22 protein-coding genes and 1 riboswitch are annotated in these 24,877 nt (G+C 67.8%); all 22 genes read right to left on the bottom strand.

The genetic code is table 11. From position 1 onward, the window contains the following. Window positions 1-35: 35 nt before the first annotated feature. On the bottom strand, window positions 36-782 hold the full coding sequence (locus ACEVQ6_RS13035; protein WP_374889429.1) for an ATP-binding cassette domain-containing protein: 747 nt from the start codon (window positions 780-782) through the stop codon (window positions 36-38). Continuing rightward, the gene (locus ACEVQ6_RS13030) at window positions 779-1,618 is read right to left on the bottom strand and encodes an ABC transporter permease subunit (protein WP_374889428.1); all 840 of its coding nucleotides are present in this window, start codon (window positions 1,616-1,618) and stop codon (window positions 779-781) included. The genes ACEVQ6_RS13035 and ACEVQ6_RS13030 overlap by 4 nt, the downstream gene beginning before the upstream one ends. Then, entirely contained in the window at window positions 1,618-2,571 is a 954-nt protein-coding gene (locus ACEVQ6_RS13025; protein ID WP_374889427.1) for a sulfonate ABC transporter substrate-binding protein, read from the bottom strand. The genes ACEVQ6_RS13030 and ACEVQ6_RS13025 overlap by 1 nt, the downstream gene beginning before the upstream one ends. Window positions 2,572-2,739: 168 nt before the next feature. Next, window positions 2,740-3,909, bottom strand: a complete 1,170-nt coding sequence (ssuD, locus tag ACEVQ6_RS13020; RefSeq protein WP_374889426.1) for an FMNH2-dependent alkanesulfonate monooxygenase — start codon at window positions 3,907-3,909, stop codon at window positions 2,740-2,742. A 413-nt stretch (window positions 3,910-4,322) separates the two neighbouring features. Further along, window positions 4,323-5,432 (bottom strand): acetate/propionate family kinase, encoded by a 1,110-nt coding sequence (locus tag ACEVQ6_RS13015; protein ID WP_374889425.1) that lies wholly within the window; start codon window positions 5,430-5,432, stop codon window positions 4,323-4,325. Then, the gene (locus ACEVQ6_RS13010; protein ID WP_374889424.1) at window positions 5,429-6,355 is read right to left on the bottom strand and encodes a bifunctional enoyl-CoA hydratase/phosphate acetyltransferase; all 927 of its coding nucleotides are present in this window, start codon (window positions 6,353-6,355) and stop codon (window positions 5,429-5,431) included. The genes ACEVQ6_RS13015 and ACEVQ6_RS13010 overlap by 4 nt, the downstream gene beginning before the upstream one ends. 426 nt (window positions 6,356-6,781) lie before the next feature. Beyond that, complete coding sequence (locus ACEVQ6_RS13005) at window positions 6,782-8,071, bottom strand: amidohydrolase family protein (RefSeq protein WP_374889423.1); 1,290 nt, start codon at window positions 8,069-8,071, stop codon at window positions 6,782-6,784. Between the two features lie 20 nt (window positions 8,072-8,091). Further along, on the bottom strand, window positions 8,092-9,033 hold the full coding sequence (locus ACEVQ6_RS13000; RefSeq protein WP_374889422.1) for an ABC transporter permease: 942 nt from the start codon (window positions 9,031-9,033) through the stop codon (window positions 8,092-8,094). After that, window positions 9,030-10,079 carry an ABC transporter permease gene (locus ACEVQ6_RS12995; RefSeq protein ID WP_374889421.1) on the bottom strand — a complete coding sequence of 350 codons (1,050 nt, stop codon included), beginning with the start codon at window positions 10,077-10,079 and terminating at the stop codon, window positions 9,030-9,032. The genes ACEVQ6_RS13000 and ACEVQ6_RS12995 overlap by 4 nt, the downstream gene beginning before the upstream one ends. Continuing rightward, window positions 10,069-11,595 carry an ABC transporter ATP-binding protein gene (locus ACEVQ6_RS12990; protein ID WP_374889420.1) on the bottom strand — a complete coding sequence of 509 codons (1,527 nt, stop codon included), beginning with the start codon at window positions 11,593-11,595 and terminating at the stop codon, window positions 10,069-10,071. Before ACEVQ6_RS12990 ends, ACEVQ6_RS12995 begins: the two co-directional genes overlap by 11 nt. Then, window positions 11,592-13,004: an amidase gene (locus ACEVQ6_RS12985; protein ID WP_374889419.1), complete on the bottom strand. Its 1,413-nt coding sequence runs from the start codon at window positions 13,002-13,004 to the stop codon at window positions 11,592-11,594. The genes ACEVQ6_RS12990 and ACEVQ6_RS12985 overlap by 4 nt, the downstream gene beginning before the upstream one ends. Before the next feature lie 11 nt (window positions 13,005-13,015). Continuing rightward, window positions 13,016-14,002 carry a BMP family protein gene (locus ACEVQ6_RS12980; RefSeq protein ID WP_374889418.1) on the bottom strand — a complete coding sequence of 329 codons (987 nt, stop codon included), beginning with the start codon at window positions 14,000-14,002 and terminating at the stop codon, window positions 13,016-13,018. Window positions 14,003-14,978: 976 nt separating this feature from the next. Then, window positions 14,979-15,713 carry a hydroxymethylpyrimidine/phosphomethylpyrimidine kinase gene (locus ACEVQ6_RS12975; protein WP_374889417.1) on the bottom strand — a complete coding sequence of 245 codons (735 nt, stop codon included), beginning with the start codon at window positions 15,711-15,713 and terminating at the stop codon, window positions 14,979-14,981. Further along, window positions 15,698-16,309 (bottom strand): thiamine phosphate synthase, encoded by a 612-nt coding sequence (locus tag ACEVQ6_RS12970; RefSeq protein WP_374889416.1) that lies wholly within the window; start codon window positions 16,307-16,309, stop codon window positions 15,698-15,700. The genes ACEVQ6_RS12975 and ACEVQ6_RS12970 overlap by 16 nt, the downstream gene beginning before the upstream one ends. Continuing rightward, window positions 16,306-17,079: a thiazole synthase gene (locus ACEVQ6_RS12965; RefSeq protein ID WP_374889415.1), complete on the bottom strand. Its 774-nt coding sequence runs from the start codon at window positions 17,077-17,079 to the stop codon at window positions 16,306-16,308. The genes ACEVQ6_RS12970 and ACEVQ6_RS12965 overlap by 4 nt, the downstream gene beginning before the upstream one ends. Before the next feature lie 3 nt (window positions 17,080-17,082). After that, a complete protein-coding gene (gene thiS, locus ACEVQ6_RS12960) occupies window positions 17,083-17,280 on the bottom strand; it encodes a sulfur carrier protein ThiS (RefSeq protein ID WP_374889414.1) in 198 nt (65 codons plus the stop codon). 47 nt (window positions 17,281-17,327) lie between these two features. Beyond that, window positions 17,328-18,308 carry a glycine oxidase ThiO gene (gene thiO / locus ACEVQ6_RS12955; protein ID WP_374889413.1) on the bottom strand — a complete coding sequence of 327 codons (981 nt, stop codon included), beginning with the start codon at window positions 18,306-18,308 and terminating at the stop codon, window positions 17,328-17,330. Window position 18,309: 1 nt separating this feature from the next. Then, window positions 18,310-20,139 (bottom strand): phosphomethylpyrimidine synthase ThiC, encoded by a 1,830-nt coding sequence (thiC, locus tag ACEVQ6_RS12950; RefSeq protein WP_374889412.1) that lies wholly within the window; start codon window positions 20,137-20,139, stop codon window positions 18,310-18,312. A 95-nt stretch (window positions 20,140-20,234) separates the two neighbouring features. Further along, a riboswitch (TPP riboswitch) is annotated at window positions 20,235-20,346 on the bottom strand. A 205-nt stretch (window positions 20,347-20,551) separates the two neighbouring features. Further along, entirely contained in the window at window positions 20,552-21,532 is a 981-nt protein-coding gene (locus tag ACEVQ6_RS12945; RefSeq protein ID WP_374889411.1) for a Bug family tripartite tricarboxylate transporter substrate binding protein, read from the bottom strand. A gap of 66 nt (window positions 21,533-21,598) precedes the next feature. Beyond that, complete coding sequence (locus tag ACEVQ6_RS12940) at window positions 21,599-23,104, bottom strand: tripartite tricarboxylate transporter permease (RefSeq protein WP_374889410.1); 1,506 nt, start codon at window positions 23,102-23,104, stop codon at window positions 21,599-21,601. A 9-nt stretch (window positions 23,105-23,113) separates the two neighbouring features. After that, complete coding sequence (locus ACEVQ6_RS12935) at window positions 23,114-23,575, bottom strand: tripartite tricarboxylate transporter TctB family protein (RefSeq protein WP_374889409.1); 462 nt, start codon at window positions 23,573-23,575, stop codon at window positions 23,114-23,116. Window positions 23,576-23,709: 134 nt separating this feature from the next. Continuing rightward, window positions 23,710-24,684: a tripartite tricarboxylate transporter substrate-binding protein gene (locus tag ACEVQ6_RS12930; protein ID WP_374889408.1), complete on the bottom strand. Its 975-nt coding sequence runs from the start codon at window positions 24,682-24,684 to the stop codon at window positions 23,710-23,712. Window positions 24,685-24,877: the final 193 nt, after the last annotated feature.

Below are 24,877 nucleotides of genomic sequence, written 5' to 3'. Positions count from 1 at the left end.
GTCGTGAAGGATCGGAGGGTGGGCGGCGACGTGCCTCAGACCGCCGCGAGAATCTCCGCCTGGAGACGGGCGGCGCGGGGATCGCCGTGCTCGCGGCGCGGACGGTCGAGGTCGATCGTCGCATCGAGCGCGATCGCCCCGTCGCGCAGAACGATGACGCGATCGGCGAGTGCCACCGCTTCGGCGACGTCGTGGGTGATCAGGAGCGTGGTGAAGCCGCGCTCCTGCCAGATTCCCTCGAGCAGCCTGTGCATCTCCAGCCGGGTCAGCGCGTCGAGCGCGCCGAACGGCTCGTCGAGCAGCAGGATGCCCGGCGCGCTGACCAGGGCCCGGGCGAGCGCCACCCTCTGCTTCTGGCCGCCGGAGAGCACGCTCGGCCAGTCGCCGCCGCGCCCCTCGAGGCCGACATCGCGCAAGGCGGCCTCGGCCTTTTCCTTCCATCCGGGCCCGCGGGCGATGCCGACATTCTCGACGACGCGCTGCCACGGCACGAGGCGTGCCTCCTGGAAGAGCAGGCGGACGTCCGGCGTCAGGCCCGCGACCGGCCGTCCGCCGATCTCGACGCGGCCCGCATTCGGCTGGTCGAGGCCGGCGACGAGGCGCAGCAGCGTCGACTTTCCCCCGCCGGAGCGGCCAACGACGGCGATGAACTGCCCTGCCGGGACCTGGAGGCCGAAGCCCGACAATACTTTGAGCGCGCCAAAACTCTTGTCGACGCGGGTGAGCGAAATCGGCATGCCGCCGTGTCGCGCCGTCGGCTCGGCCGGGAATGCCAGCGTCATGGGGTATCGCCCTTTCCGCCCTGATAGGCCGGATGCCAGGTCAGCGCCCGCCGCTCGATCGCCCGGGTCGCCATGTCTGCGACCTTGCCGAGCAGGGCGTAGACGATGATGCCGAGCAGCACGACGTCGGTCTGGAGGAATTCGCGCGCGTTCATCGTCATGTAGCCGAGACCGTTGGTGGCGGAGATCGTCTCGGCGACGATCAGGGTCAGCCACATAAGGCCGAGCGCGTAGCGCAGGCCGACCAGCATCGAGGGCAGCGCGCCGGGCAGGATGATGCGCAGGATCAGCGCCTTGCGGTCGAGGCCGTAGACCCGCGCCATCTCGACGAGCTGCGGGTCGATGGTGCGCACGCCGTGGAAGGTGTTGACGTAGATCGGGAAGAAGACGCCGATGACGACGAGGAAGATCTTCGCCGTCTCGCCGATCCCGAACCAGAGAATGACGAGCGGGATCAGCGCGAGATGCGGGATGTTGCGGATCATCTGCAGCGTGCTGTCGAGCGCGGTCTCCGCCGGCCGCCACAGGCCATTGACGACGCCGAGAACGAAGCCGACGCCGCCGCCGATCACAAGGCCGATCAGCGCGCGCTCGGTCGAGGCGAGCGTATGGTAGAAGAGCGAGCCGTCGGTCAGCACCCGCCAGAACGAGGCGGCGACCGTCGTCGGCGCCGGCATCAGCCGCGCGGTGACGAGGCCGCTGCGGGCGGCGACCTCCCAGGCGACGAGCAACAGAACCGGCAGCGCCCAGGGCGCCAGACGGCCGAGCGCCGCCCGGAGGTTCGGGCGGCGGCTGGCCTCGCCTTGCCGGAAGCCTGCGAGCGGCAGGTCGGTCATCAGGCACCGCCCTTGCGCACGGCATCCGCGATGCTGATCGAGGACGGGATCAGGCCGAGTTCGTGGAAGACGTCGGCGATCGCCTGCTGCTGCTTGACGACGGCCTCGTCGATCGCCTTGACGCCGTAGGACTGGCGCTCCAGCGCGATCGCCAGCACATCCTCGGGGATCCCGACGGAGGGCGAGAGCTCGGCGGCGGCGGCGGCGGTGTTCGCCTTCGTCCAGGTGTCGATCTCGCCGATCGCCTCGACGACGACGTCGAGCGCCGCGCCGTTCTCATCGACGAAAGTGCGGGCGCTGAGGTAGAACTGGTGGTTCGGTACGATGCCCTCGCCGTTGCGCAGCGTGCGGGCCTCGATCGCCACCTCGGCGGCGGCCTGGAACGGATCCCAGATCACCCAGGCGTCGACGGCGCCCTGCTCGAAGGCGGCGCGACCGTCGGCCGGCGGCAGGAAGGCGGTCTTGACGTCGGAATAGGCAAGGCCCGCCTCTTCCAGCGCCTTGACGAGAAGGTAGTGGACGTTGGACCCCTTGTTCAGCGCCACCGTCTTGCCCTTGAGGTCCGCCACCGTCTGGATGGCGCTGTCCTTCGGCACGAGGATCGCCTCGCCGCGCGGGGCCGGCGGCTCGTGGGCGACATAGACGAGCGGCGCGCCGGCGGCCTGGGCGAAGATCGGCGGCGTCTCGCCGGTCGAGCCGAAATCGACGGCCCCGACGTTCAGCGCCTCCAGAAGCTGGGGACCGGCCGGAAATTCGGTCCATTCGACGGCGTAGCCGATCGTTTCCAGCTTCTCTTCCAGCAGGCCCTTGCCCTTCAGCAGCACCAGCGTGCCGTATTTCTGGTAGCCGATGCGGATGACCTTGTCGCTGGCCCGCGCCGGGTTGAAGCCGGTGAGCGGCACGACGAGCGCGCCGGAGAGGACGGTGGTGAAGACGCGTCTGGTGATGCGCATGCGGTTGTCGCTCCTGAGGGTTCCCGGGCGGCATGGGACGCCGCTCTCTCGTTTGCTAATATCGATATAATAGATAGAATAAATTTCTTCGGTAGAAAATCTGTCCTAGAAATCGGCCATGCGGGGAATTTTCATTGCCCGCATGGCATCCGGGACGACGCGTGCGCGTCAGGAGCCGGAGGCGAGGCGGACATTCCCGCCATGGCCGCCGCCGCCGAAGACCTGGCGCTCGCCGAAGCTCGAACGGATCTCATTGCGCGGGCCGTCGATGCCGAGCACGGGGAAGAGCAGCTCCTGCACCCGGTAGGCCTCCTCGAGATGCGGATAGCCCGACGCGATCACGGTATCGATGCCGAGGTCCTGGTATTCCTTCAGCCGGGCGGCGACCGTCGTCGGCGAGCCGACCAGCGCGGTGCCGGCGCCGGAGCGCACCAGTCCGATCCCGGCCCAGAGATTGGGCGAGACTTCCAGCCTGTCGCGGCGCCCGCCATGCAGGGCGACCATGCGTGCCTGGCCGACCGAGTCCGACTGTTTGGCGAAGACGGCCTGGGCGGCGGCGATCGTCTCGTCGGAGAGCTTCGAGATCAGCCGGTCGGCCGCCTCCCAGGCTTCCTCGTCGGTCTCGCGGACGATGAAATGCAGGCGGATGCCGAAGGTCACCGTCCGGCCATGGGCGGCAGCGGCCTCGCGCACCTTGGCGATCTTCTCCGCCACCTGCGCCGGCGGTTCGCCCCAGGTCAGGTACTTGTCGATGATGCCGCCGGAAAAATCGATCGCCGCGTCGGACGAGCCGCCGAAATAGAGCGGCGGGCTCGGCTCCTGCACCGGCGGCAGCACCAGCCGGGCGCCATGCGCCTTGATGTGCTTGCCGTCGAGATCGGCCTTGCCGGTGGTGATCAGGCTGTTGAACACCTGGAAGAATTCGTCGGCATGGTCGTAGCGCTCGTCATGGGCGAGGAAGATGCCGTCGCCGGCGAGCTCCTGCGCGCTGCCGCCGACGACGATGTTGAGCAGCAGGCGTCCGTTGGAGACGCGATCGAGCGTCGAGGCAAGCCGGGCGTAGTAGGCGGGCGAGGCGGTGCCCGGCCGGATGGCGACGAGGAATTTCAGCTTTTCCGTCACGGCGGCGAGATTGGCCGCGAGAATGAAGGATTCCTCGCAGGCAGCCCCGGTCGGGATCAGCACGCCCGAATAGCCGAGCCGGTCGACGGCCTGGGCGATCTCGCGGAAATAGCCGGGATCGACCGGCCGGCTGAGATCGTCGGAACCGAGATAGGAGCCATCTCCGGAGGAAGGAATGAACCAGAGGAAATCCAGGGGCTTTGCGGAGGTCGACATGTCTGATCCTGTGGTGGCACCGGCGGGCGCACCCGCGCGCATGGGAAAAACGGCAGGGATCCCGCCGCATCGGACCGGATCGCTGCGCGTCCTTCGCCGCGCCGGTACGGATGGCCGAGGATACGGGATTTTCCATGGAATCTATAAGGAATATAATTTCGTTTTCAGCCGGGTTTTGAGACGCCTGATCCGCGCGCCCGGGCGGAGCCGTTCTCCCGGTCAGAGAGCGGCAAAAGAAGCTCCGGCCCGTCGTCTCGCCAGTTGGCGCAGCGGCGCCGGCCCGGCCGGGTCCGGCGCCTCGAAAAGAAAATGTACCCTTCGGTGGTCCAAAATCGCGGAAAGTCGGGTTCCATGTGCCTCGGTGCGGCCTCGGGCGAGCGCCCGGTTGTCGGGCAGACCGACGGTTGCGCCCTTCACCCGCGATCCTTAAGCAGGGCTTTCGCGTGGATCGCCATCATCCGCTCCTCGTTGGCCGGGATCACCAGCACCTCGAAGGGCCTGAGGAAGGCGAGTCGGTCGAGGATCGCCCCGCGCACCGGCGCGGCATTCTCGCCGACGCCGCCGGTGAAGACGAAACCGTCCATTCCCCCCATCGACACCGCCATCATCGCCGCCTGCTGGGCGATCTTCAGCGCATAGTGGTCGAGCGCGAAGGCGGCGCGCGGATCCGCGCTTTCGAGAAGTGTCCTGACGTCGTTGCTGATGCCCGACAGGCCCTTCAGCCCGGAGCGCTCGTAGAGCGTTTCCTCGACGGAGCGCACATCCATGCCGAGTTCGCGGATCATGAAGGTGACGGCGCCGGCATCGATCGCGCCGGGGCGGCTGCCCATCGGCACTCCGTCGAGCGCCGTCATGCCCATCGTCGTGTCGATGCTTCGACCGTCCCGAAGCGCGCAGAGGCTGGCGCCGTTGCCGAGATGGCCGACGACGAGGCGCCCCTTCGCCAGCCCCGGATGGTCGCGCTTAAGAACCCTTGCGATCCAGTCATAGGAAAGGCCGTGGAAGCCGTAGCGGCGGATGCCGCGGTCGCGCAGCGCCCGTTCCACCGCGAAAACCTGGAAGATGGGCGCGTGGCCGGCATGGAAGGCCGTGTCGAAACAGGCGATCGACGGCGCCTCGGCGAGCCGGCCGGCAGCCGAGATGCCGGCGAGATTGTAGGGCTGGTGCAGCGGCGCGAGCGGCACCAGCCGTTCGAGGGCCGCGCGGATCCCGGGCGTGACGATGACCGGAGCGACGAAATCGGCCCCGCCATGGACGATGCGGTGCACGCTCGCCACCATGCGCCAGCCGTCGTCATGGCGGTCGATCAACGCGATCACGGCGCCGAGGGCGGTGTCGTGGCCGGCAGATTCGAGCGCGCGGTCGATGCGGGCGCCGCTCTCCTCGACGACGGCCGTCAGCCGTGCCCCGGTGCCGATGCCGGTCACCTTGCCCTTGATCAGGCGGTCGAGGGTCCGGTAGGCGAAGACCTCGAACTTCAGGCTGGACGATCCGGTGTTGAGGACGAGGAGGACGTCGATCACGGGACCGCTCCCGTCCGCCGCGCCCGCGCCATCAGCATGGCGAGCGCGCAGGAGAGCAGCCGTGTCCGCTCGCCGTCGGCCCGGCTCGTCAGCACGACCGGCACGCGCGCGCCGAGGACGATGCCGGCCGCCTCGGCGCCACCGAGAAAGGTCAGCTGCTTGGCGAGCATGTTGCCGGCCTCGATGTCGGGAACGACGAGGATGTCGGCCTCGCCCGAGACCGGCGAGAGGATGCCCTTCTCGCGCGCCGCGGCGGCGCTGATCGCATTGTCGAAGGCGAGCGGCCCGTCGATCACGCAGTGCGCGATCTGCCCCCTGTCGGCCATCTTGCAGAGCGCTGCGGCATCGAGCGTCGCCTGCATCTTCGGATTGACCGTCTCGACGGCTGCGAGGATCGCCACCTTCGGCAGCCGGTCGCCGAAGACGACGCGCCAGAGATCGACCGCGTTCTGGACGATGTCGGCCTTGACGGAGAGGTCGGGCAGGATGTTGACGGCGGCATCGGTGATGATGAAGGGCTTCGGATAGCTGTCGATCGACATCAGATAGGCGTGCGAGATGCGCCGTTCGGTGCGCAAGCCGCCCTCCGACCGGAGGATCGCGCCAAGCAGTTCGTCGGTGTGCAGCGCGCCCTTCATGATCGCCTCGACCTTGCGGGCGGCGGCAAGGCCGACGGCGACGGCCGCGGCCGCGTGGCTGTGTTCGGCATCGACGATCTCCCAGCCGGAAACGTCGATTTCGGCCTCGCGCGCGGCGGCGATCGTCTTCTCCGCCGGCCCGACCAGAACGGGAACGATCAGCCCGTCGCGCATCGCCTCCGAGGCGGCCTCGATCACGCTCGGCTTCGCCGGATGGACGATCGCCATGCGCACCGGCGGCAGCGCCTTGCAGAGGTCGAGGATCGCGTCGGTCTGTCGGCTCATCGTCTGGGCACCTTTCGCTCTGCAGGCATCGCGGCGTGACCGCTCAGCGATGCACGGTCGGATCGATCGCGCGCATTATGGCACGCAATCGCCTGCGCGGCGACGACGCGACCCGGTGTCCCATTCCTGCGCCTGCGGTCGCCGCCGTCCGACGGCGCTTGCAGCATGTGCGGAGCCCGGCGCGGGCGGTATCGCTTCCACCGGTCGCTGCCGTCGGCACCAGGCTGGGATATCCCACTTCTGTACCAGACGATCGAATCCCTGCCGATGGGACGGCGCGAACGCGGTTCCACGATGACGCCGTGTCGCTGGACATCCTGTCACGCCGATGGCGCGGGAACGGACGGGGACGCGCGCACGCTGCCATGCCCTCCCCTGACGAGGCCCGCAAGGGCGAGCAGAGGCAGAGAGGGATACGCGTTTCGCCTACGTCTTCGGCACGTGGTCGCGGCCCGGATCGACCGAGGCCGGGCGGCCGTCGAGGAAGAGTTCGCCGATCTTCGGCGCGGTGCGGGAAATCACCTTGCCGGCCTTGATGACGGCAAGCCGCGTCGGCTTCAGCCGCAGCGCCTCGATCGGATCGGCGGCCTGCAGGATGACGAAATCGGCCTTGCAGCCTTTCTCAAGGCCATAGCCTTCGAGGCCGAGGGTCTTCGCCGAATTGACGGTGACGGCGTCGAAGATCTTCCTCTTGTCCTCGATGCCGGCCATCTGCGCCACGTGGACCGCCATATGCGCGACCTCCAGCATGTCGCCGGAGCCCATCGAATACCAGGGGTCCATGACGCAGTCGTGGCCGAAGCAGACGTTGAGGCCGGCCTCCATCAGCTCGCGCACCCGCGTCAGCCCGCGCCGCTTCGGATAGGTGTCGTGCCGGCCCTGCAGCATGATGTTGATCAGCGGGTTGGAGATGACGTTGATCCTGGCCTCCGCCATCAGCGGGATCAGCTTAGAGACGTAGTAATTGTCCATCGAATGCATCGAGGTGAGGTGCGAGCCGGCGACGCGGCCTTCGAGGCCGAAGCGGATCGTCTCGGCGGCCAGCGTCTCGATATGGCGCGACAGCGGATCGTCGGTCTCGTCGCAGTGGATGTCGACCGGCAGGCCGCGATCGGCGGCGATGCGGCAGAGCGCCTCGACGGAGGCCTTGCCGTCCTCCATCGTCCGCTCGAAATGCGGGATGCCGCCGACGATGCCGACGCCCATGTCGAGCGCCCGGTTCAGCGAGGCGACGCCGTCCTTCGCCCGGTAATAGCCGTCCTGCGGGAAGGCGACGAGCTGGAGGTCGATATAGGGCTTCACCCGCTCCTGCACCTCGAGCAGCGCCTCGGCCGTGACCAGCCTCGGATCGGAGGTGTCGACATGGCTGCGGATAAAGAGCAGCCCTTGAGTCACCGCGAGGTCGCAATAGCGCAGCGCCCGCTCGACCATCTCCTCCTTGGTCGCGATCGGCCGCAATTCGCCCCAGAGCGCGATGCCCTCAAGCAGCGTCCCCGACACGTTCATGCGGGGAATGCCAAGCGACAGCGTCGCATCCATGTGGAAATGCGGGTCGATGAAGGGCGGGCTGACCAGCCGGCCGGTGGCGGAGATTTCCTCGCCGGCCTCCGCCGCGATGCCGGGCTCGATGGCGGCGATCGTGCCACCTGAAACGGCGATGTCGATGCCGGTGCGGCCGTCGGGCAGGGTGGCGTCGCGGATGATCAGGTCGAACATGGTGGGCTCCTTCTGGACATTCAGCGTTCGCCGCGCCGGTAGGGCTGCATCAGCGCCTGCGGCACGCGGGCGCGCCGCGCCATGACGGCGAGCGCGACGATGGAGAGGATATACGGCGTCATCAGGAAAATCTGGTAGGGCACGCCCTCGACCACGGTCTGCAACCGGAGCTGGAAGGCGTCGAAGAAGGCGAAGAGCAGCGCGCCGAACAGCGCCCGGCCCGGCCGCCAGGAGGCGAAGACGACAAGGGCGATGCAGATCCAGCCACGCCCCTGCACCATGGTCGGGAAGAAGCTGTTGAAGGCCGACAGCGTGAGAAACGCGCCGCCGACCGCCATCAGCGCGCTGCCGGCAATCACGGCGCCATAGCGCACCTTCATCGGGTTGACCCCTTGCGCCTCCGCCGCATGCGGATTTTCCCCGACCATGCGGATCGCCAGCCCGACCGGCGTGCGGAAGACGACATAGGCGGTGACGAGGGCGACGGCGATGGCGAGATAGGTCGGCGCGGTCTGGGTGAAGAGGGCCGGGCCGAGGAAGGGCAGCGACGACAGCACGGGGATATCGAGCGCCCGGAACGGCTCGACAGTCGGCGGCGTGCCGGCGACGGGGACGACGAGACGGAAGACATAATAGCTGAAGGAGGAGGCAAACAGCGTGACGCCGAGGCCCGAGACATGCTGGGAGAGGCCGAGCGTCACCGTCAGCAGCGCATGCAGCACGCCGAACAGGCCGCCGGCAATCGCCGCGACGAGGAGCCCCGTCCAGAGGTCGGCGCCGTGGAAGACGGCGAGCCAGCCGATCATCGCGCCAAACGTCATGATGCCCTCGATGCCGAGATTGAGCACGCCGGCCCGTTCGCAGAGAAGCGCGCCGAGCGTGCCGAAGATCAGTGGCGTGGCAATGCGCAGGATCGCCGCCCAGAGGCCCGCCGAGGCGAGGATGTCGGCAAGCGCGCTCATCGGCGGATCCTGTACTGGGTGAAGAACAGCGCCACGACCATGGTGAGCAGCGACAGTGCGACGGTGACATCGGCGATATAGGTCGGGATGCCGAGGCCGCGGCTCATGCCGTCGGCGCCGACGAACATGATCGCGGTGAAGAGCGCGGTGAAGACGACGCCGATCGGGTTGAGGTTGGCGAGCATGGCGACGACGATGCCGGAATAGCCGAAGCCGGGCGACAGATCCGTGGTGACATAGCCCTTGACGCCCATCACCTCGATGGCGCCGGCAAGCCCCGCCAGCCCGCCCGACAGGCAGGCGACCTTGACCAGCGTCCGCCCGAGCGGCACGCCGGCAAAGACCGCGCCTTGCGGATTGAGGCCGGCGGCGCGCGACTGCAGGCCGAAGACCGTGCGCGACTGCACGAGATGGACGAGGATCGCCAGCGCGATGGCGATCAAGAGGCCGATATGCAGCCGCGAGCGGGCGACGAGCTTCGGCAGCATCGCCGCGTCCGCGACCGACTGCGATTGCGGCCAGCCGAAGGCGAGCGGATCCTTCAGCACCCCGTCGATCAGCATCGAGACGATCAGCACGGCGATGAAGTTCATCAACAGGCTCGTCACCACCTCGTCGACGGAAAAGCGCAGGCGCAGCCAGAGCGGGATCAGGATCAGCACCATTCCGGCGACAGCGCCGGTGACGAGCAGGGCGGGAATGAGGATCGGCCCCGGCAGGCCCGCGAGCAGTCGGGAACCGACGGCGGCGACCGCGATGGCGCCGAGATAGAACTGCCCCTCCGCGCCGATGTTCCACAGCCGGGCGCGGAAGGCGACGGCGGCGGCAAGGCCGGTGAGGATCAGCGGCGTCGCCCGCGTCAGCGTTTCGGTCGCCGAGAGCCGCGAGCCGAAGGCGCCGGTGAGGATGCGCCCGTAGGCTTCAAGGACGGGAGCGCCGGCGATGGCGATCAGGATGCCGGCGAGTGCCAGGGCGATGACGATGGCGGCGACCGGCGCGCCGACGACAAGGGTGAGCGGCCGGTGCTCACGACGTTCAAAGCGCATGGGAGACCTCCGCGACGCCGCTCCAGTCGCCGGCCATCATCAGGCCGAGGCGCCGCGCATCGGCCGCGCCCGCATCGACCGGCGGCGACAGGCGTCCGCCGACGATCGCCTGGATGCGGTCGGCGAGCGCGATCACCTCGTCGAGATCTTCCGAGATCAAGAGCACCGCCGTTCCGGCCCGCCGCGCGTCGAGGATGCGCTGGTGCACGGCGGCGACCGCGCCCTCGTCCAGCCCGCGCGCCGGCTGGGCAGCGATCAGGATGCGCGGATGGCGCCGCAAATTGCGCCCGAGGATCAGCTTCTGCATGTTGCCGCCGGAGAGCAGCCGGGTCCGCGTGGTCGGCCCGCCACCGCGCACGTCAAAACCGGCGATGATCTCGTCGGTGAATGCAATCGCCGCCTTGCGGTCGACAAGGCCGCGGCGGGAATAGGCGGGCAGCCGCTCCATCACGGCATTTTCCCAGAGCGCCATCTCGCCGATCGCGCCCTCCCTGTTGCGGTCCTCGGGGATGCGGCCGATGCCGGCCCCGACCACCTCATCCACGCTGAGATTGCCGACCGGCTGCCCGTAGAGAAGGATGTCTCCGCTGGAACGGGAAAGCGTGCCGGAGAGAAGCTGCGCCAGCGGCGCCTGGCCGTTACCGGAGACGCCGATGATGCCGAGCACCTCGCCCTCCCGCAGTCTGAATCCGACATCCGTCAGCCGGTCCACCCCGCCGATCCGGACGCCGAGGCCGCGCGTTTCCATGACGACGGCACCCGGCATTGCCGGTGCGCGCACGGGCCGCGTCACCCGCCGTCCGACCATCAGCTCGGCGAGCTCGGCCTTGTTCGTCTCCGTGGCGCGGCGTTCGGCCACCCTGCGGCCGCCACGCAACACGACGATGCGGTCGGCCGCCGCCATCACCTCATCGAGCTTGTGCGAGATGAAGATCAGCGACAGGCCCTGTCGCGCCATCTCCTTCAGCGTCGAGAAAAGCCGCGCGCCCTCGGCCTGCGTCAGCACCGCCGTCGGCTCGTCGAGGATCAGGATCCGGGCTTCGTTGTAGAGGGCCTTGAGGATTTCGACCCGCTGCTGCTCGCCGACCGAGAGATCGCCGAGCCGGGCATCGGGATCGACCTTCAGGCCGAAGCGCTCGGCGATGCCGGTCAGTTTTTTCCGTGCGGCGGTAACGCCCGAGGTGAGCCTCCACAGGCTTTCCGTGCCGGTCATGACGTTTTCGAGCACGGTGAGGTTGGGCGCGAGCGAAAAATGCTGGTGAACCATGCCGACGCCGGCGCCAATCGCCGCGCGCGGCTTGCCCGGCGGCAGCTCCGCGCCATGGATGCGGATATGGCCGGTATCGGGCACGTAATGGCCGAAGAGGATCGACATCAGCGTCGTCTTGCCGGCGCCGTTCTCGCCGAGCAGCGCGACGATCTCGCCCTTGGCCAGGCTGAGCGAGATGTCGTCATTGGCGAGCGTGTCGCCGAAACGCTTGCTGACGCCGAGGATCTCCAGAACCGGTGCCGTCATGCGTGAAGCCCCGCGATCGGAAAGGGATGGCGCCAGCGTTCCTCGGATTCGAGCCGGGCCGCAAGGGCGAGAAGCCGATATTCGCCCCCGAACGGCGCGATCATCTGGACGGGAAGCGGCAGGCCGTCGGCATCGGCGCCGAAGGAGAGCGTGATCGCCGGGAAGCCGGAAATGTTGGCGAGTGCGGCCAGCGGCGCGAAGGCGGCCATCCGGTGGAGATGCAGGTCGGTGTCGGCGTGATCGGACGGGAAGGAGCCGACCGGTGGCGGCGCGGTGGCGAGCATCGGCGTCAGGATCACATCCAGGTCTTCGAACAGGGTCCAGAGTGCCCGGCCGGCCTTGACGCCGGCATCGAGCGACGCCCAGAGCGCGGCAGCCGGAAGCGCCTGCCCGCGTGCGACGAAGGCCTGGGTCAGCGGCTCGGCGATCGCGACGTCAAGCGACAGGGTTTCAACGAGCAACGCCAGATTGGCGGCGACGATGTCGCCAAACGTCCTTCCACTCGCCGCGGCCATGGCATCGAAAATCCGCCTGTCGAGGGGGAAGCACAGATGGCCGGCGGCCTCAAGCGCTTTCGCCGCCGCCTCGACGGCACTGGCGCGGTCGGGATCGGTCGGAAAGGCCGCGCCGGTCTCGCACAGGACGCCGATGCGCAGCCGCTGATCCGTGACCGGGAGCGGCTCCGCGTCCGCGAAGGGGCCCCGCGTGTTCCCGCGCACTGCGTCGAAAAGGGCCGCCGTGTCGCGCACCGAGCGGGTGACGGCAAGCTCGCTGGCGATACCGCCGAGATGATTGCCGAAGGAAGGGCCGGCCGGCATTACGCCGCGTCCGGGCTTCAGCCCGACAAGGCCGCAGCAGGCGGCGGGCACGCGGATCGAGCCGCCGGCATCGGTCGCATGGGCGATGGCGACGATCCCGGCCGCGACCGATGCCGCAGCACCGCCGGAAGAGCCGCCCGCCGTTCGCAAGCGATCGAGCGGATTGCGGCAGAGAGGTCCGACCGCCGGCTCGCTTGCCAGCGACAGGCCGAACTCCGGCGTCGTGGTCAGCCCGAAGGGCAGCAGGCCGGCCTCGCGAAAACGGGCGGCGAGGTCGGACTCCGCCGCGCCACCCGAACGGTGAAGAAGCCGCGACCCGGCCGCGACCGGCAGGCCGGCGAAGGGACCGCCGAGATCCTTGGCAAGCGTCGGCACGCCGCCGAAGGGCCGCGCGCCGAAACGGGCGGGATCGGCGATGCGCTCCGCATCGGCGGCACGCGCAGCCGCCATCCCCATCCCGGCATCAAGATGGGCGACGGCGCCGAGGCCTTCCTGCCGCGCGACGGCGTCGAGGGAGGCTCGCATGACGCCTACGGCCGTGACGCTCCCCTCCCGGATCGCCCGGGCAAGCGTCGTCGCATCCGCGCGCATCAGGGGCCGGTTTACTTCGGCTCGTCCATGTTCTTGGTGACCTCGAAGGTGCCGGCCTTGATCTCGGCGCGCTTCGCCTCCATCGCGGCCTCGGCGTCGGCCGGCGCCACGCCCTTGACATAGGCGATGTCGCTGCCGCCGTCCTTCATCAGCCCGTAGGCCGTGTAGTTGCGGCCGACCGGCTTGCCGGCGGCGACATCGGCGATCGCGGCGTTGAGGATCGGCCGGAACAGCCAGAGCGCGTTGGCAAAGACGGTCTCGGGGTAGCGCGGCGTATAGTCGATCAGCGAGCCGACCGACCGGATGCCGCGTTCCTTGGCGGCATCCGCCGTGCCGATGCGCTCGCCGAAGAGAATGTCGGCGCCGGCGTCGATCTGGGCGAGGCCCGCCTCGCGAGCCTTCGGCGGATCGAAGAAGGTGCCGATGAAGGCGACGAGGTGTTTTGCGTCCGGGTTCACCGCCTTGACGCCCTCGGCGAAGGCGTTGATCAGCATGTTCACCTCGGGGATCGGGATGGCGCCGACCGAGCCGACGATGTTCGACTTGGTCATCTTGCCGGCGAGCATGCCGGCGAGATAGGCGCCGTCATGGTTCCAGGTACCGAACACGCCGAAATTATCGCCTTCCTCATTGCCGCTCGAGCCGAGCACGAAGGCGGTATCGGGATAGTCGGCGGCGACCTGGCGGGCTTCCTTTTCGACCGCATAGGCTTCGCCGATGATCAGCCTGTTGCCCTGCTCGGCATATTCGCGCATGGCGCGGGGATAGTCGGTGCCGGAGACGCCTTCGGAAAAGACGTATTCGATCACGCCTTCCTTGGCGGCCTCCTGAAGGGCGGCGTGCAGACAGGAATTCCAGGCATTTTCCACCGGCGATGCATGGATGCTGGCCACCTTCAGCGGTGCCGCGGCACGGGCGGCAGGCGCAAGGGCCGCAGCACCGAGCGCGATACCGGAGGCGATCACCGCCCGGCGGGAGATCAGCAGGTCGTTGGTCATGAGGTTCCCCTGTTATTTTACCATTTGGTTCAAAACCATATTGAGGGGTTAAAAAAGTGTCAAGCAAGTGAAAAGGGCGGGAAATGGGCAATCTTGGACGGCGTAGAAAGACCGCGGATGGAACGCGCGTTGATCGATGCCTGTCGTGACGGTCTCGCACGGAGATGATGGCTGAAACCGGCATTCCCAGGCGCGGCGGGACATTTCGACGACAGACGTTGCTATAAAGCCTCTGTGAAATCAGTCTCGATAATGCAACATTATCAGTTTTATTTTTTTGATGGCAAAATGTGCGTTTTTTTTAAGTTTGTCGAGGTAACCGCACATATCCCTGTATTTCTTGGCAGGAACCCGCTTTCTTCCGTTACCGACCACGCCCCGATGTGTCACAGACGTGCCAGGCTGGGCACTCCCGAGTGTCGACGGCATCCCGCTGACATCGCTTGACGATCTGGTCCGCGCGGACCCCTGGCCGCAGGCGCGATCCGCCGGCTCTTGGATCGCAAGCGGCGGTGAACATGCCGGGACCCCGTGAAGAGAAACTCACCCTGCGTGAGGCTGTGCTGTTGACCGACGATCCGGCACCGGTGGCAAGCTGCCTTTGGCCGGACGAATATTGCACCAGGGCTCTGCGGCAATCGGAACGTCGGTCGTCAGTGACGTGCCGGAGTCTCCGCCGGAACGATGGCCGCACGTCGATCACCGGCATCGTCGATTCTGCCATCCGCTCGGGACGCGCAATCTCCTTCGCGGTGACGGATCGCCGAGTCTGGTTCTTGCGCAGGTGCTGTTAGGGGGGCGGGGCTTCGTCGGACAGCCAAACCAATGAGGTTGTCGTGGTCTCGATCCTCGCCGGAGAGATGAAGGGAAAAAGAAAGAAAAATCAGCCTATTGTTCGGATCTCAATCCCAGGAGGCAATGCCGTCGCCGGCGCGACGTCGCGGTCGGCCCGTTGCGGGCCGCTGCCGGCGCCTGCCTATGCGGCATCGGCGAAGCGCGCCGTCACCTGTGCCTTCGCGCCGCGGATTGCCGTCTCGAGCGCATCGCCGAGGGCAAGCCGGGCGGCGATGCCGCTCGACAGCATGCAGCCCGTGCCGCGCAGACGGGCACCGGACCGCGCGGCGCGGAAGACGATGTCGGGCAGGCCGGGGCGCAGGAGGAGATCATCCGCCGTGTCGCCGGCGGCGTGGCCGCCCTTGACGAGCACGGCGCCGGCGGGGTTCAGCATCATGGCTGCCGCGCGGCCGGTCTCAACGTCTGCGATCTCCGCTGTTCCGGTGAGCCGCGCCAGTTCCGGCAGGTTCGGCGTCACCAGCGTCACGCGCGGAAGCAGAACCTGGCGCAACAGCATCATCGCCTCTTCCGACAGCAGGGCGCCGCCCGCCGAGGCCGCGAGCACCGGATCGAGCACCACCGGCACCTCCGCATGGGCCGCCAGCACGTCCGCGACCGCGACGAGGATCGGCCCGTTCGCCAGCATGCCGATCTTGACGGCGCCGACCGGGCCGCTGTCGAAGGCGGCGCGCATCTGCGCGGCGACGAGAGCGGGCGGCATCGCCTCGATCGCCTCGACGGCGCGGTGCGTCTGCACGGTCACGGCGGTCAGCGCCAAAGCGGCCTCGCCGCCGGCCTTCGCCACTGTGGCGACGTCGCGGGCGATGCCGGCGCCGCCGGAACTGTCGGAACCGGCGACGATCAGGACCGTCGCCACGGCGCCGTCCCTTCGATCCATGCGCGCGTGCGGGCCTCCGGGTCGCCATTCAGGGTGATGTCGGTAACGACGGCGGCACTGTCGGCGCCGTGGCGGAAGACCCCGTCGAGCCTTTCCGGCGTCAGCCCGCCGATCGCCACCAGCGGCAGGTCGCCGATGCGCGAGCGCCAGTCGCCGATCCGCTCCGGCCCCTGCGGCCGCCACTTCATTGCCTTCAGGATCGTCGGGTAGACCGGGCCGAGCGCGACATAATCCGGTCGCGCCGCCAGCGCCGTGCTGAGTTCGTCCCCGTCATGGGTGCTGACGCCGAGCTTCAGGCCGGCGGCCCGGATCGCGGCGAGATCGGCGCTAGCGAGATCCTCCTGGCCGAGATGGACGGCCGCGCAACCCTCGTCGAGGGCGATCCGCCAGTGGTCGTTGACGACGAGGACGCAGCCATGCGCGGCGCAGACCGCCTTCGCCCGGCGGATCTCGGCGGCGAGAACGTCGTCCGGCCGGTCCTTGATGCGCAGCTGCACTAGCTTGACGCCGAGCGGCACGAGGCGCGCGATCCAGTCGGCGCTGTCGACGATGAGGTAGAACGGATCGAGCCTCATGCGAACACCGCCCTGCCGATGACAGGCGTCGAGGGCACCGCCATGTCGCGCGGCTCAAGCGGCCCCGCCTCGAAAGCGCATCGCCCCGCGGCGATGGCGCCGGCAAAGGCAGATGCCATCCGCGCCGGATCGGCGGCGCCGGCGACCGCCGTGTTGAGCAGCACCGCGTCATAGCCGAGCTCCATCACCGTCGCCGCATGGGAGGGACGGCCGATGCCGGCATCGACGATCAAGGGGATATCGGGAAAGGCGGCGCGCATCGCCTTGAGGCTTGCGATGTTCTGCGGGCCGGCGGCGCTGCCGATCGGCGCGCACCAGGGCATCAGCACGGCGCATCCCGCCTCGACCAGTCTCTCCGCGACGACGAGGTCGTCGGTGGTATAGGGGAAGACCTGAAATCCCTCGCCCGTCAGGATCCGCGCCGCCTCGACGAGGCCGAAGACGTCCGGCTGCAGCGTGTCGTGATGGCCGATGACCTCGAGCTTGATCCAGTCGGTGGCAAAGACGTCGCGCGCCATCTTCGCCGTCAGCACGGCCTCGGCGACGGAATGGCAGCCGGCGGTGTTGGGGAGCACATGCACGCCCCATTCCCGGATCATCTCGAAGAACTGCCCGCCCTGCCGTCCGCCGGCCGTCTCGCGCCGCAGCGAGACGGTGACGATCTCCGCCTTCGAGCGGGCGACGGCCTCGGCGAGGATCGCCGGCGAGGGATAGCGCGCCGTGCCAAGCAACAGGCGGGAGGTAACTGTCCGGTCGTAAAGGGTCAGCATGGCTTATCCTCCCTGCATCGGGGAAAGCACCTCGATGCGGTCGCGCTCGGCAAGCGGAAAGTCCGCCCGCTCGTTGCGGTGGACGAGGTCGCCGTTGACGGCGGTCGCCAGCCAGTCGCCCTCGTAATCGAGAAGGGCGAGCAGGTCGGCAAGGGTGGCGGCGGCGAGATCGTGCTCCTCGCCATTGACGATGAGTTTCATCGGGCAGTTCCTGTCGTGATCGATCATGCGTCGGGTTCGGCATGCGGTCATGCGCGCCTACGATCGGCCGGTTGCGTCCCGATCGCCCGTGCCGTGGCCTGTGCCGCGATTGCCGGCGCCAGCAGGAAGCCGTGGCGGTAGAAGCCGTTGACGCGGATCGTGCGTCCCTCTTCGGTCACGCGCGGCAGGTTGTCGGTAAATGCGGGGCGGATCCCCGTGCCGGTCTCGAGAATGCGCGCCTCGGCGAAGGCGGGGTGCAGCGCATAGGCCGCGTTCAGGAGTTCCATCAGCGAGCGCGCCGCGATCGGGCCGTCGTCATCGCTTTCGATCATCGTCGCGCCGCACATGACGCGGCCCTCGCCGCGCGGCACGATGTAGAGCGGGATGCGCGGATGCAGGAGCCGCACCGGGCGCGACAGCGTCACATCGGGGCAGGCGAGCACGGCCATCTCGCCGCGCACGCCGCGCAATCCCGGCGTCGCGCCGATCCGCGCCGGCCCGGTACAGTCGACGATCCGCTCGAATCCGGCATCCTCCTCCGCTTGCGCCTCGTGGACGAAGAGCACGCCGCGCGAAGCGAGCGTTTCCCGCAGCCGGGTCAGGGCCTCGCGCGGATCGAGATGGGCCTCGCGCGGGAAGAACAGCGCCTCGGAGAACCGGCCGGCGAGATCCGGTTCGAGACGGGCGACCGTGTCCGCGTCGATCCGGTCGAAGCCCGAGGTGCGGGCGGCGAAGCGGGCGAGTTCCCGCCGGTCGCGGGCGGGCGCGACGACCAGCGTGCCGTTGCGCGTGACACTGCCCGGCAGAACCCGCTCCCACCAGTCGGCGGCCGATACGCCGAGCGTCAGAACTCTGTCCGGCGCGCTTTCACGCTCGCACCAGGGGGCGAGCATGCCGCCGGCGAACCACGAGGCGGGCGCGCGCGACCCCGGCGGCGGCGCGGCGACGGTGACGCGGGCGCCGGCTTCCGTCAGTTCATGGGCGACGGCGAGGCCGGCAACGCCGGCCCCGCGCACGAGGATGCGCATCTCATTCCCCCGCCAGCACCTGAAGGTCGTCGGGCGCCATGTAGAGGTCGCCGCCCTCGCGGTATTTCGCCGCCATCGCCGCCATGCCCTCCTTCTGCGCCTCGGCGCGGATGTCGTGCGAGATGCGCATCGAGCAGAATTTCGGGCCGCACATCGAACAGAAATGGGCGAGCTTGTGGGCCTCCTTCGGCAGGGTCTCGTCGTGGAAGGAGCGCGCGGTCTCCGGGTCGAGCGACAGGTTGAACTGGTCCTCCCAGCGGAACTCGAAACGGGCGCGGCTGAGCGCGTCGTCGCGCAGCTTTGCCGCCGGATGGCCCTTGGCGAGATCGGCGGCGTGAGCGGCGATCTTGTAGGTGATGACGCCGGTCTTGACGTCGGTGCGGTCGGGGAGCCCCAGATGCTCCTTCGGCGTGACGTAGCAGAGCATGGCCGTTCCGAACCAGCCGATCATCGCAGCACCAATCGCGGAGGTGATGTGGTCGTAGCCCGGCGCGATGTCGGTCGTCAGCGGCCCGAGCGTGTAGAAGGGCGCCTCGCCGCAGACCTTCAGCTGCTTGTCCATGTTCTCCTTGATCTTGTGCATCGGCACATGGCCGGGGCCCTCGATCATCACCTGGCAATCCTTGGCCCAGGCGATCTGCGTCAGTTCGCCGAGTGTTTCGAGTTCGGCGAACTGCGCGGCGTCATTGGCGTCGGCGATCGAGCCGGGGCGCAGGCCGTCGCCGAGCGAGAAGGAGACGTCATAGGCCCTGCAAATGTCGCAGATCTCGTCGAAATGCTCGTAGAGAAAACTTTCGCGGTGATGGTGCAGGCACCACTTGGCCATGATCGAGCCGCCGCGCGAGACGATGCCGGTGACGCGGTTGGCCGTCAGGTGGATGTAGCCGAGGCGGACGCCGGCATGGATGGTGAAATAGTCGACGCCCTGCTCGGCCTGCTCGATCAGCGTATCGCGAAAGATCTCCCAGGTGAGGTCCTCGGCGATGCCGCCGACCTTCTCCAGCGCCTGGTAAAGCGGCACGGTGCCGATCGGCACCGGCGAATTGCGGATGATCCATTCACGGATGTTGTGGATGTTGCGCCCGGTCGACAGGTCCATGACGGTGTCCGCACCCCAGCGCGTCGCCCAGACCATCTTCTCGACCTCCTCCGCCATCGAGGAGGTGACGGCGGAATTGCCGATATTGGCGTTGATCTTGACGAGGAAATTGCGGCCGATGATCATCGGCTCGGATTCCGGATGGTTGATGTTGGCGGGGAGGATGGCGCGGCCGCTGGCGATTTCGGCGCGCACGAATTCCGGCGTCACATGATCGGGCACATGGGCGCCGAACATCTCGCCGTCGCGGTCGAGCGCTGCTTCGGGCGCCTTGCGGCCGAGGTTTTCGCGGATGGCGACGAATTCCATTTCCGGCGTGATGATGCCCGCGCGAGCGTAAGCCAGCTGCGTTACCGTCCTGCCCGGCTTCGCCCGGAAGGGCTGCGCGAGGTTGGGAAATTCCGGCGTCAGCCGCTCGCCGGTGGCAAAGCCGTTGTCCTCGGGCCGCACATGCCGTCCCTGATAGGCCTCGACATCGCCGCGCGCCGCGATCCAGTCTCGCCGGAGTTTCGGCAGTCCTGCCTCGATGCGGATCTCGGCGCCGGCCTCGGTGTAGGGGCCGGAGGAATCGTAGACGGCGACGGGCGGCTCGCCGGCGGTCGGGTGCAGGTCGATCTCGCGCAGAGGCACGCGGATATCGGGATGCAGCGTGCCGGGAACGAAGATTTTCCGCGCGGCGGGCAGCGGGCCGGTGGTGACGGTCGGGGTGAGGTTTTTGGCGGCAATGTTCATCGTGAGGCTCCAAGGTTGGAGACCCAGTTCCACGCCGGACTGATGGAAAGACGCCGCAGCGCGGATAGACGATCCCTTGATCGGGAATACCGCTTGAGCAGGCGCTCGCACCGTCCCTACGCCAGTATGAACTGGATCAGGTTCAACGGGTCACTGCGCGCTCTAGCAGTATCTCAGCCCCTTGCCGGGACCCCCCTGGTGAATGATCCAAAGGCTAAGGCCAACCCTGCGGATCTGTCAAGCGGGTGTTTTCGGAAAGATCTTTTCGTTCGTCCTGGCTTACAGGAGACTGCGTCCTCCGTCGCCGGAAACGAACCGATCCCGCCCAAGGCCGTACAGGAGCGGGATCGGAAAAACTATTTTATTGCAATCTCTTGAAAGAAGATACCATGCCGGTTTCCCGGCCGGAGCCTCAGTCCATCTGGACGTTGGCGTCGCGGATGATCGGCGTCCATTTGGCGATCTCGGCGGCGACGTGGGCGCCGAGTTCCTCCGGCGAGGAGGCGACGATCGTGGCGCTGAACTCCTTCATCCGCTCGGCGACGGCGGGGTCGGCCATCGCCTTCTTCGCCGCGGCGTTGAGGCGTGCTACAACTTCCGGCGGTGTTCCGGCCGGGGCGAAGAGCGCGTTCCAGGTATAGGTCTCGTAGCCGGGAATGCCCGATTCCGCGACCGTCGGAATGTCGGGGAAGGATGCGGCCCGTTCCTTCGTCGTCACGGCGAGCGCGCGCAGCGTGCCGGATGTGATATGGCCTGACGAGGACGGCAGGTTGTCGAACATGATCGGCACCTGATTGCCGATGACGTCGTTCAGCGCCGGCCCCGCGCCCTTGTAAGGGATGTGCTGCATGCTGACGCCGGCCATCGACTTGAACAGCTCGCCGGAGAGATGCAGAGGCGTGCCGTTGCCGGACGATGCATAGCTGTATTTTTCGGGATCGGCCTTCAGCAGCGCCAGCAGTTCGCCGACCGTCTTTGCCGGCAGTTCGGGATTGACCACCAGCACGTTGGGCACGACGACGAGCAGCGAGACAGGGGCGAAATCCTTGACCGCGTCATAGGGCGTCGACTTGAGGATCAGCGGGTTCAGCGCGTGGGTGGCGACGGTGCCCATCAGGATCGTGTAGCCGTCGGCTTCCGCGCGGGCGACCTGGCCGGCGCCGAGATTGCCGCCGGCGCCAGCGACGTTCTGCACGATCACCTGCTCTCCGAGATCGTCGGCCATCTTCTGGGCGACGATGCGGGCGACGACGTCGGTCGAGCCACCGGCGGCAAACGGCACGACCAGCGTCACCTGCCGTTCGGGAAAGCCCGCCGCAAAGCCGGATGCGGCGAGCGACAGGAAGGCGGCGCCGGCGATCAGCGCGCGGCGGGTCAGTGTCATCATCTGCATCTTCTTCTCCTCCGTTGAAGACGTCATGGTGAATGCGTCGATGGCAGGCCGGGTCCGGCGCGGCGATCAATCCTCCTCCTGGAACACCTCCTCGCGCTTCGCCTTGACGCTCGGCATGAAGACGACGACGAGGACGCCGAGCGCGATCAGGAGCAGCACGGCGCTGATCGGCCTTGTGACGAAGGTGGTCGGATCGCCGCGCGAGAGAATCATCGCCCGGCGCAGGTTTTCTTCCAAGAGCGGCCCGAGCACGAAGCCGAGCAGCAGCGGCGCCGGCTCGCAGCGCAGCTTGGTCAGCAGGTAGCCGGCAAGACCGAAGAAGGCGACGGCATAGAGGTCGTAGACGTTGGAATTGACGCTGTAGACGCCGATGGCGCAGAAGGCCATGATGATCGGGAACAGCACGTAATAGGGGATCGTCAGGAGCTTCACCCACAGCCCGATCAGCGGCAGGTTGAGGATGACCAGCATCAGGTTGCCGATCCACATCGAGGCAATGATGCCCCAGAACAGCGCCGGCTGCTCACTGGCGACATTCGGGCCGGGAACGATGCCCTGGATGATCATCGCGCCAACCATCAGCGCCATCACGGGATTGGCGGGAATGCCCAGCGTCAAGAGCGGGATGAACGAGGTCTGCGCCCCCGCATTGTTGGCCGATTCGGGGCCTGCGACACCGGCGATCGCGCCGTGGCCGAACTCCTGCGGTTTGTCGGAGACGCGCTTTTCCACCGTGTAGGAGGCAAACGCCGCGAGAATGGCGCCGCCGCCCGGCAGGATGCCGAGCACCGAGCCGATCGCCGTGCCGCGCAGCACCGGGCCGACCATGCGGCGGAAATCGTCCCGTGTCGGAAGCAGGCCGGAGACCTTCGCCATCAGCACCGTGCGGGTCTTCTCGCCTTCGAGGTTGCGCAGGATCTCGGCGATGCCGAAGACGCCGACGGCGACAGCGACGAAATTGAGCCCGTCGGCATATTCGCGGATGCCGAGCGTGAAGCGCGGCGTGCCGGTGTAGATGTCGGTGCCGACGAGGCCGAGCAGCAGGCCGAGCACGACCATGGCCAGCGCCTTGATGATCGAGCCGTGGGCGAGCGCAATCGAGGAGACGAGGCCGACGACCATCAGCGAGAAATACTCCGCAGCGCCGAATTTCAGCGCGATGCCGGTCAGCGGAATGGCGAAGATGGCGACGAGGAAGGTGGAGACCGTGCCGGCGAAGAAGGAGCCGAGGGCGGCGATCGACAGGGCCGCGCCTGCCCTGCCTTTTCGCGCCATCTGGTAGCCGTCGATGGCGGTGACGGCGGAGGAGGATTCGCCGGGCATGTTGATGAGGATCGCCGTGGTCGAACCGCCATATTGCGCGCCGTAATAGATGCCGGCGAGCATGATCAGCGAGGAGACCGGCTCCAGCTGGAAGGTGATCGGCAGGAGCATGGCGATGGTGGCGGTGGCGCCGATGCCGGGCAGTACGCCGATCAGCGTGCCGAGCAGCACGCCGATGAGGCAGAAGAGCAGGTTTGCCGGCGAGGCGGCGGTGGCAAAGCCGAGCGCGAGATTGCTGATGAGATCCACGGCCGTCTCCTAGAACCGGACCCAGGGGCCGAAACGTTCGAAGGGCAGGCCGAGCGCGTAGCTGAACACGGCGACGGAGAAGACGGTGATCGCCGCCGCGAGCACCAGCGCCATTGGCGCCTTCATCCGCGTCGAGGCGAAGGCGGCGATCAGCGCGGTGAAGAACAGCGACGGCACGAAGCCGAGGCCGCGCACGGTCAGCCCGAAGAACACCGGCGCCGGCAGGATGAAGAGCATGCCGCGCAGCGCGATCGGCCCGAGGGCATCGCCCTTCACCCGCGTCGCCTGTGCCAGGATGACGAGCCCGAGCAGGGTCAGGATCACCGCCAGCACCAGCGGGAAGTAGCCAGGCCCCATGCGCAGTGCCGTGCCGATCTCCAGATCGATGCATTGAAGGATGAAGAAGCCGCCGAGCAGGACGAAGATCGCCCCGCACAGCGCGTTGGTTGTATCGAAGGCAAGCGGTTTCATCGGCGTTCGGTCCCCGGCATGAAGATGGTCGTCCGGCCGGATCCCGCCCGTGGCGGGCGGGGGCCTTGGCAAGGCCCCCGTCCTTTGCGGGAGGAGGAGTGGCGGACGGGAGGGTCGATGCGGCGCGCGGGCCGTCAGTCGGCGTACTGGCCGGCGGCCTCGATCACCGGCTTCCAGCGGGCGATCTCGCTTTCGAGCTTGGCTTTTAGTGCCGCTGGCGTCGCATCAGCTTCCGGCGAGGGGGCGGTGCCGAGTTCGGCGAAGCGGGAGACGACGTTCTCGTCCTTCAGCGCTTTTTTCAGCGCGGCCGACAGCTTGTCGGTCGCCTCGGCCGGCGTGCCCTTCGGCACGTAGATGCCGTGCCAGATGCCGACCTGGAAATCTTTCAGGCCCGCTTCCGCCGCCGTCGGCAGGTCGGGGAAGATCGCCAGCCGCTCGGGCGAGGTGACGGCATAGGCCTTGATCGTGCCGCCCTGGATCTGCTTCGTCGTGTTGGTCGTCTGGTCGCACATGATGTCGACCTGGCCGCCGAGGAGGTCTGTCATCGCCGGGCCCGTTCCCTTGTAGGGTACGGTGACGAGCGGCGTCTCGATGGCGCTCATGAACAGCATGCCGCAGAGATGGGAGGCGGCGCCGATGCCGGCATTGGCGACCGTCACCGTGTCCTTGTTCGCCTTGACGTAGTCGATCAGGCCCTTGAGGTCGGCCGGCTCGAAATCCTTGCGCGCGACGATCGTCATCGGAACCTCGGTGACGAGGCCGACATAGTCGAAGGCGTTCAGCGTGTCATAGGCGAGCTTGCGGTAGAGCGTGGCGCTGGTCGCCATGCCGATATGGTGGAGCAGGACGGTGTAGCCGTCCGCATCGGCGCTCGCCACGCGGCCGGCGCCGAGCGTGCCGCCGGCGCCGCCGACATTCTCGACGACGATCTGCTGGCCGAGATCCTTCGACATGGATTCGGCGACGAGGCGCGCCACCGTGTCGGTCGGCCCGCCGGCCGAAAACGGCACGACCATGGTGATCGTGCGTTCGGGATAGTCGGCATAGGCGGTGGTGGCGAAGGCGGCGGCAAGCGCGGTGGCGGCCAGCAGCGTGCGGAAAAGCGACATGAGATCCTCCCTTTGTCCCAAGAAGACGGCGGGGCTCCTCCGGCGCCGTCCCTGTTTCGCCAAGTGTGGCCGTCGCTGCCGATCCGACAACGCAAAAGCAGGGCCGCTGTGGCCCTGCCGGCTTTTTTGTGCCGCAGCATGGGTGGAAACCGCCCCAAACGCGCCTGCCGATGGGTGGATTTCCACCCATCGG

Origin of the sequence: Ensifer soli (assembly GCF_041928815.1) — a bacterium.
GTDB lineage: Bacteria > Pseudomonadota > Alphaproteobacteria > Rhizobiales > Rhizobiaceae > JBHFEI01.
Note: the sequence above shows the minus strand (reverse complement) of the source record. Positions and strands in the feature narration are given on the sequence as shown.

Coding starts and splice junctions, on each gene's coding strand:
- ACEVQ6_RS12935 (WP_374889409.1), bottom strand. CDS start 23,575: ATGAAACCGCTTGCCTTCGATACAACCAACGCGCTGTGCGGGGCGATC.
- ACEVQ6_RS12965 (WP_374889415.1), bottom strand. CDS start 17,079: ATGCTGACCCTTTACGACCGGACAGTTACCTCCCGCCTGTTGCTTGGC.
- ACEVQ6_RS13000 (WP_374889422.1), bottom strand. CDS start 9,033: ATGAGCGCGCTTGCCGACATCCTCGCCTCGGCGGGCCTCTGGGCGGCG.
- thiC (WP_374889412.1), bottom strand. CDS start 20,139: ATGAACATTGCCGCCAAAAACCTCACCCCGACCGTCACCACCGGCCCG.
- ssuD (WP_374889426.1), bottom strand. CDS start 3,909: ATGTCGACCTCCGCAAAGCCCCTGGATTTCCTCTGGTTCATTCCTTCC.
- ACEVQ6_RS13030 (WP_374889428.1), bottom strand. CDS start 1,618: ATGACCGACCTGCCGCTCGCAGGCTTCCGGCAAGGCGAGGCCAGCCGC.
- ACEVQ6_RS12980 (WP_374889418.1), bottom strand. CDS start 14,002: ATGACCAACGACCTGCTGATCTCCCGCCGGGCGGTGATCGCCTCCGGT.
- thiS (WP_374889414.1), bottom strand. CDS start 17,280: ATGAAACTCATCGTCAATGGCGAGGAGCACGATCTCGCCGCCGCCACC.
- ACEVQ6_RS12970 (WP_374889416.1), bottom strand. CDS start 16,309: ATGAGGCTCGATCCGTTCTACCTCATCGTCGACAGCGCCGACTGGATC.
- ACEVQ6_RS12985 (WP_374889419.1), bottom strand. CDS start 13,004: ATGCGCGCGGATGCGACGACGCTTGCCCGGGCGATCCGGGAGGGGAGC.
- ACEVQ6_RS12945 (WP_374889411.1), bottom strand. CDS start 21,532: ATGCAGATGATGACACTGACCCGCCGCGCGCTGATCGCCGGCGCCGCC.
- ACEVQ6_RS13005 (WP_374889423.1), bottom strand. CDS start 8,071: ATGTTCGACCTGATCATCCGCGACGCCACCCTGCCCGACGGCCGCACC.
- ACEVQ6_RS13010 (WP_374889424.1), bottom strand. CDS start 6,355: ATGAGCCGACAGACCGACGCGATCCTCGACCTCTGCAAGGCGCTGCCG.
- ACEVQ6_RS12990 (WP_374889420.1), bottom strand. CDS start 11,595: ATGACGGCACCGGTTCTGGAGATCCTCGGCGTCAGCAAGCGTTTCGGC.
- ACEVQ6_RS12995 (WP_374889421.1), bottom strand. CDS start 10,079: ATGCGCTTTGAACGTCGTGAGCACCGGCCGCTCACCCTTGTCGTCGGC.
- thiO (WP_374889413.1), bottom strand. CDS start 18,308: ATGCGCATCCTCGTGCGCGGGGCCGGCGTTGCCGGCCTCGCCGTCGCC.
- ACEVQ6_RS13035 (WP_374889429.1), bottom strand. CDS start 782: ATGACGCTGGCATTCCCGGCCGAGCCGACGGCGCGACACGGCGGCATG.
- ACEVQ6_RS13025 (WP_374889427.1), bottom strand. CDS start 2,571: ATGCGCATCACCAGACGCGTCTTCACCACCGTCCTCTCCGGCGCGCTC.
- ACEVQ6_RS12930 (WP_374889408.1), bottom strand. CDS start 24,684: ATGTCGCTTTTCCGCACGCTGCTGGCCGCCACCGCGCTTGCCGCCGCC.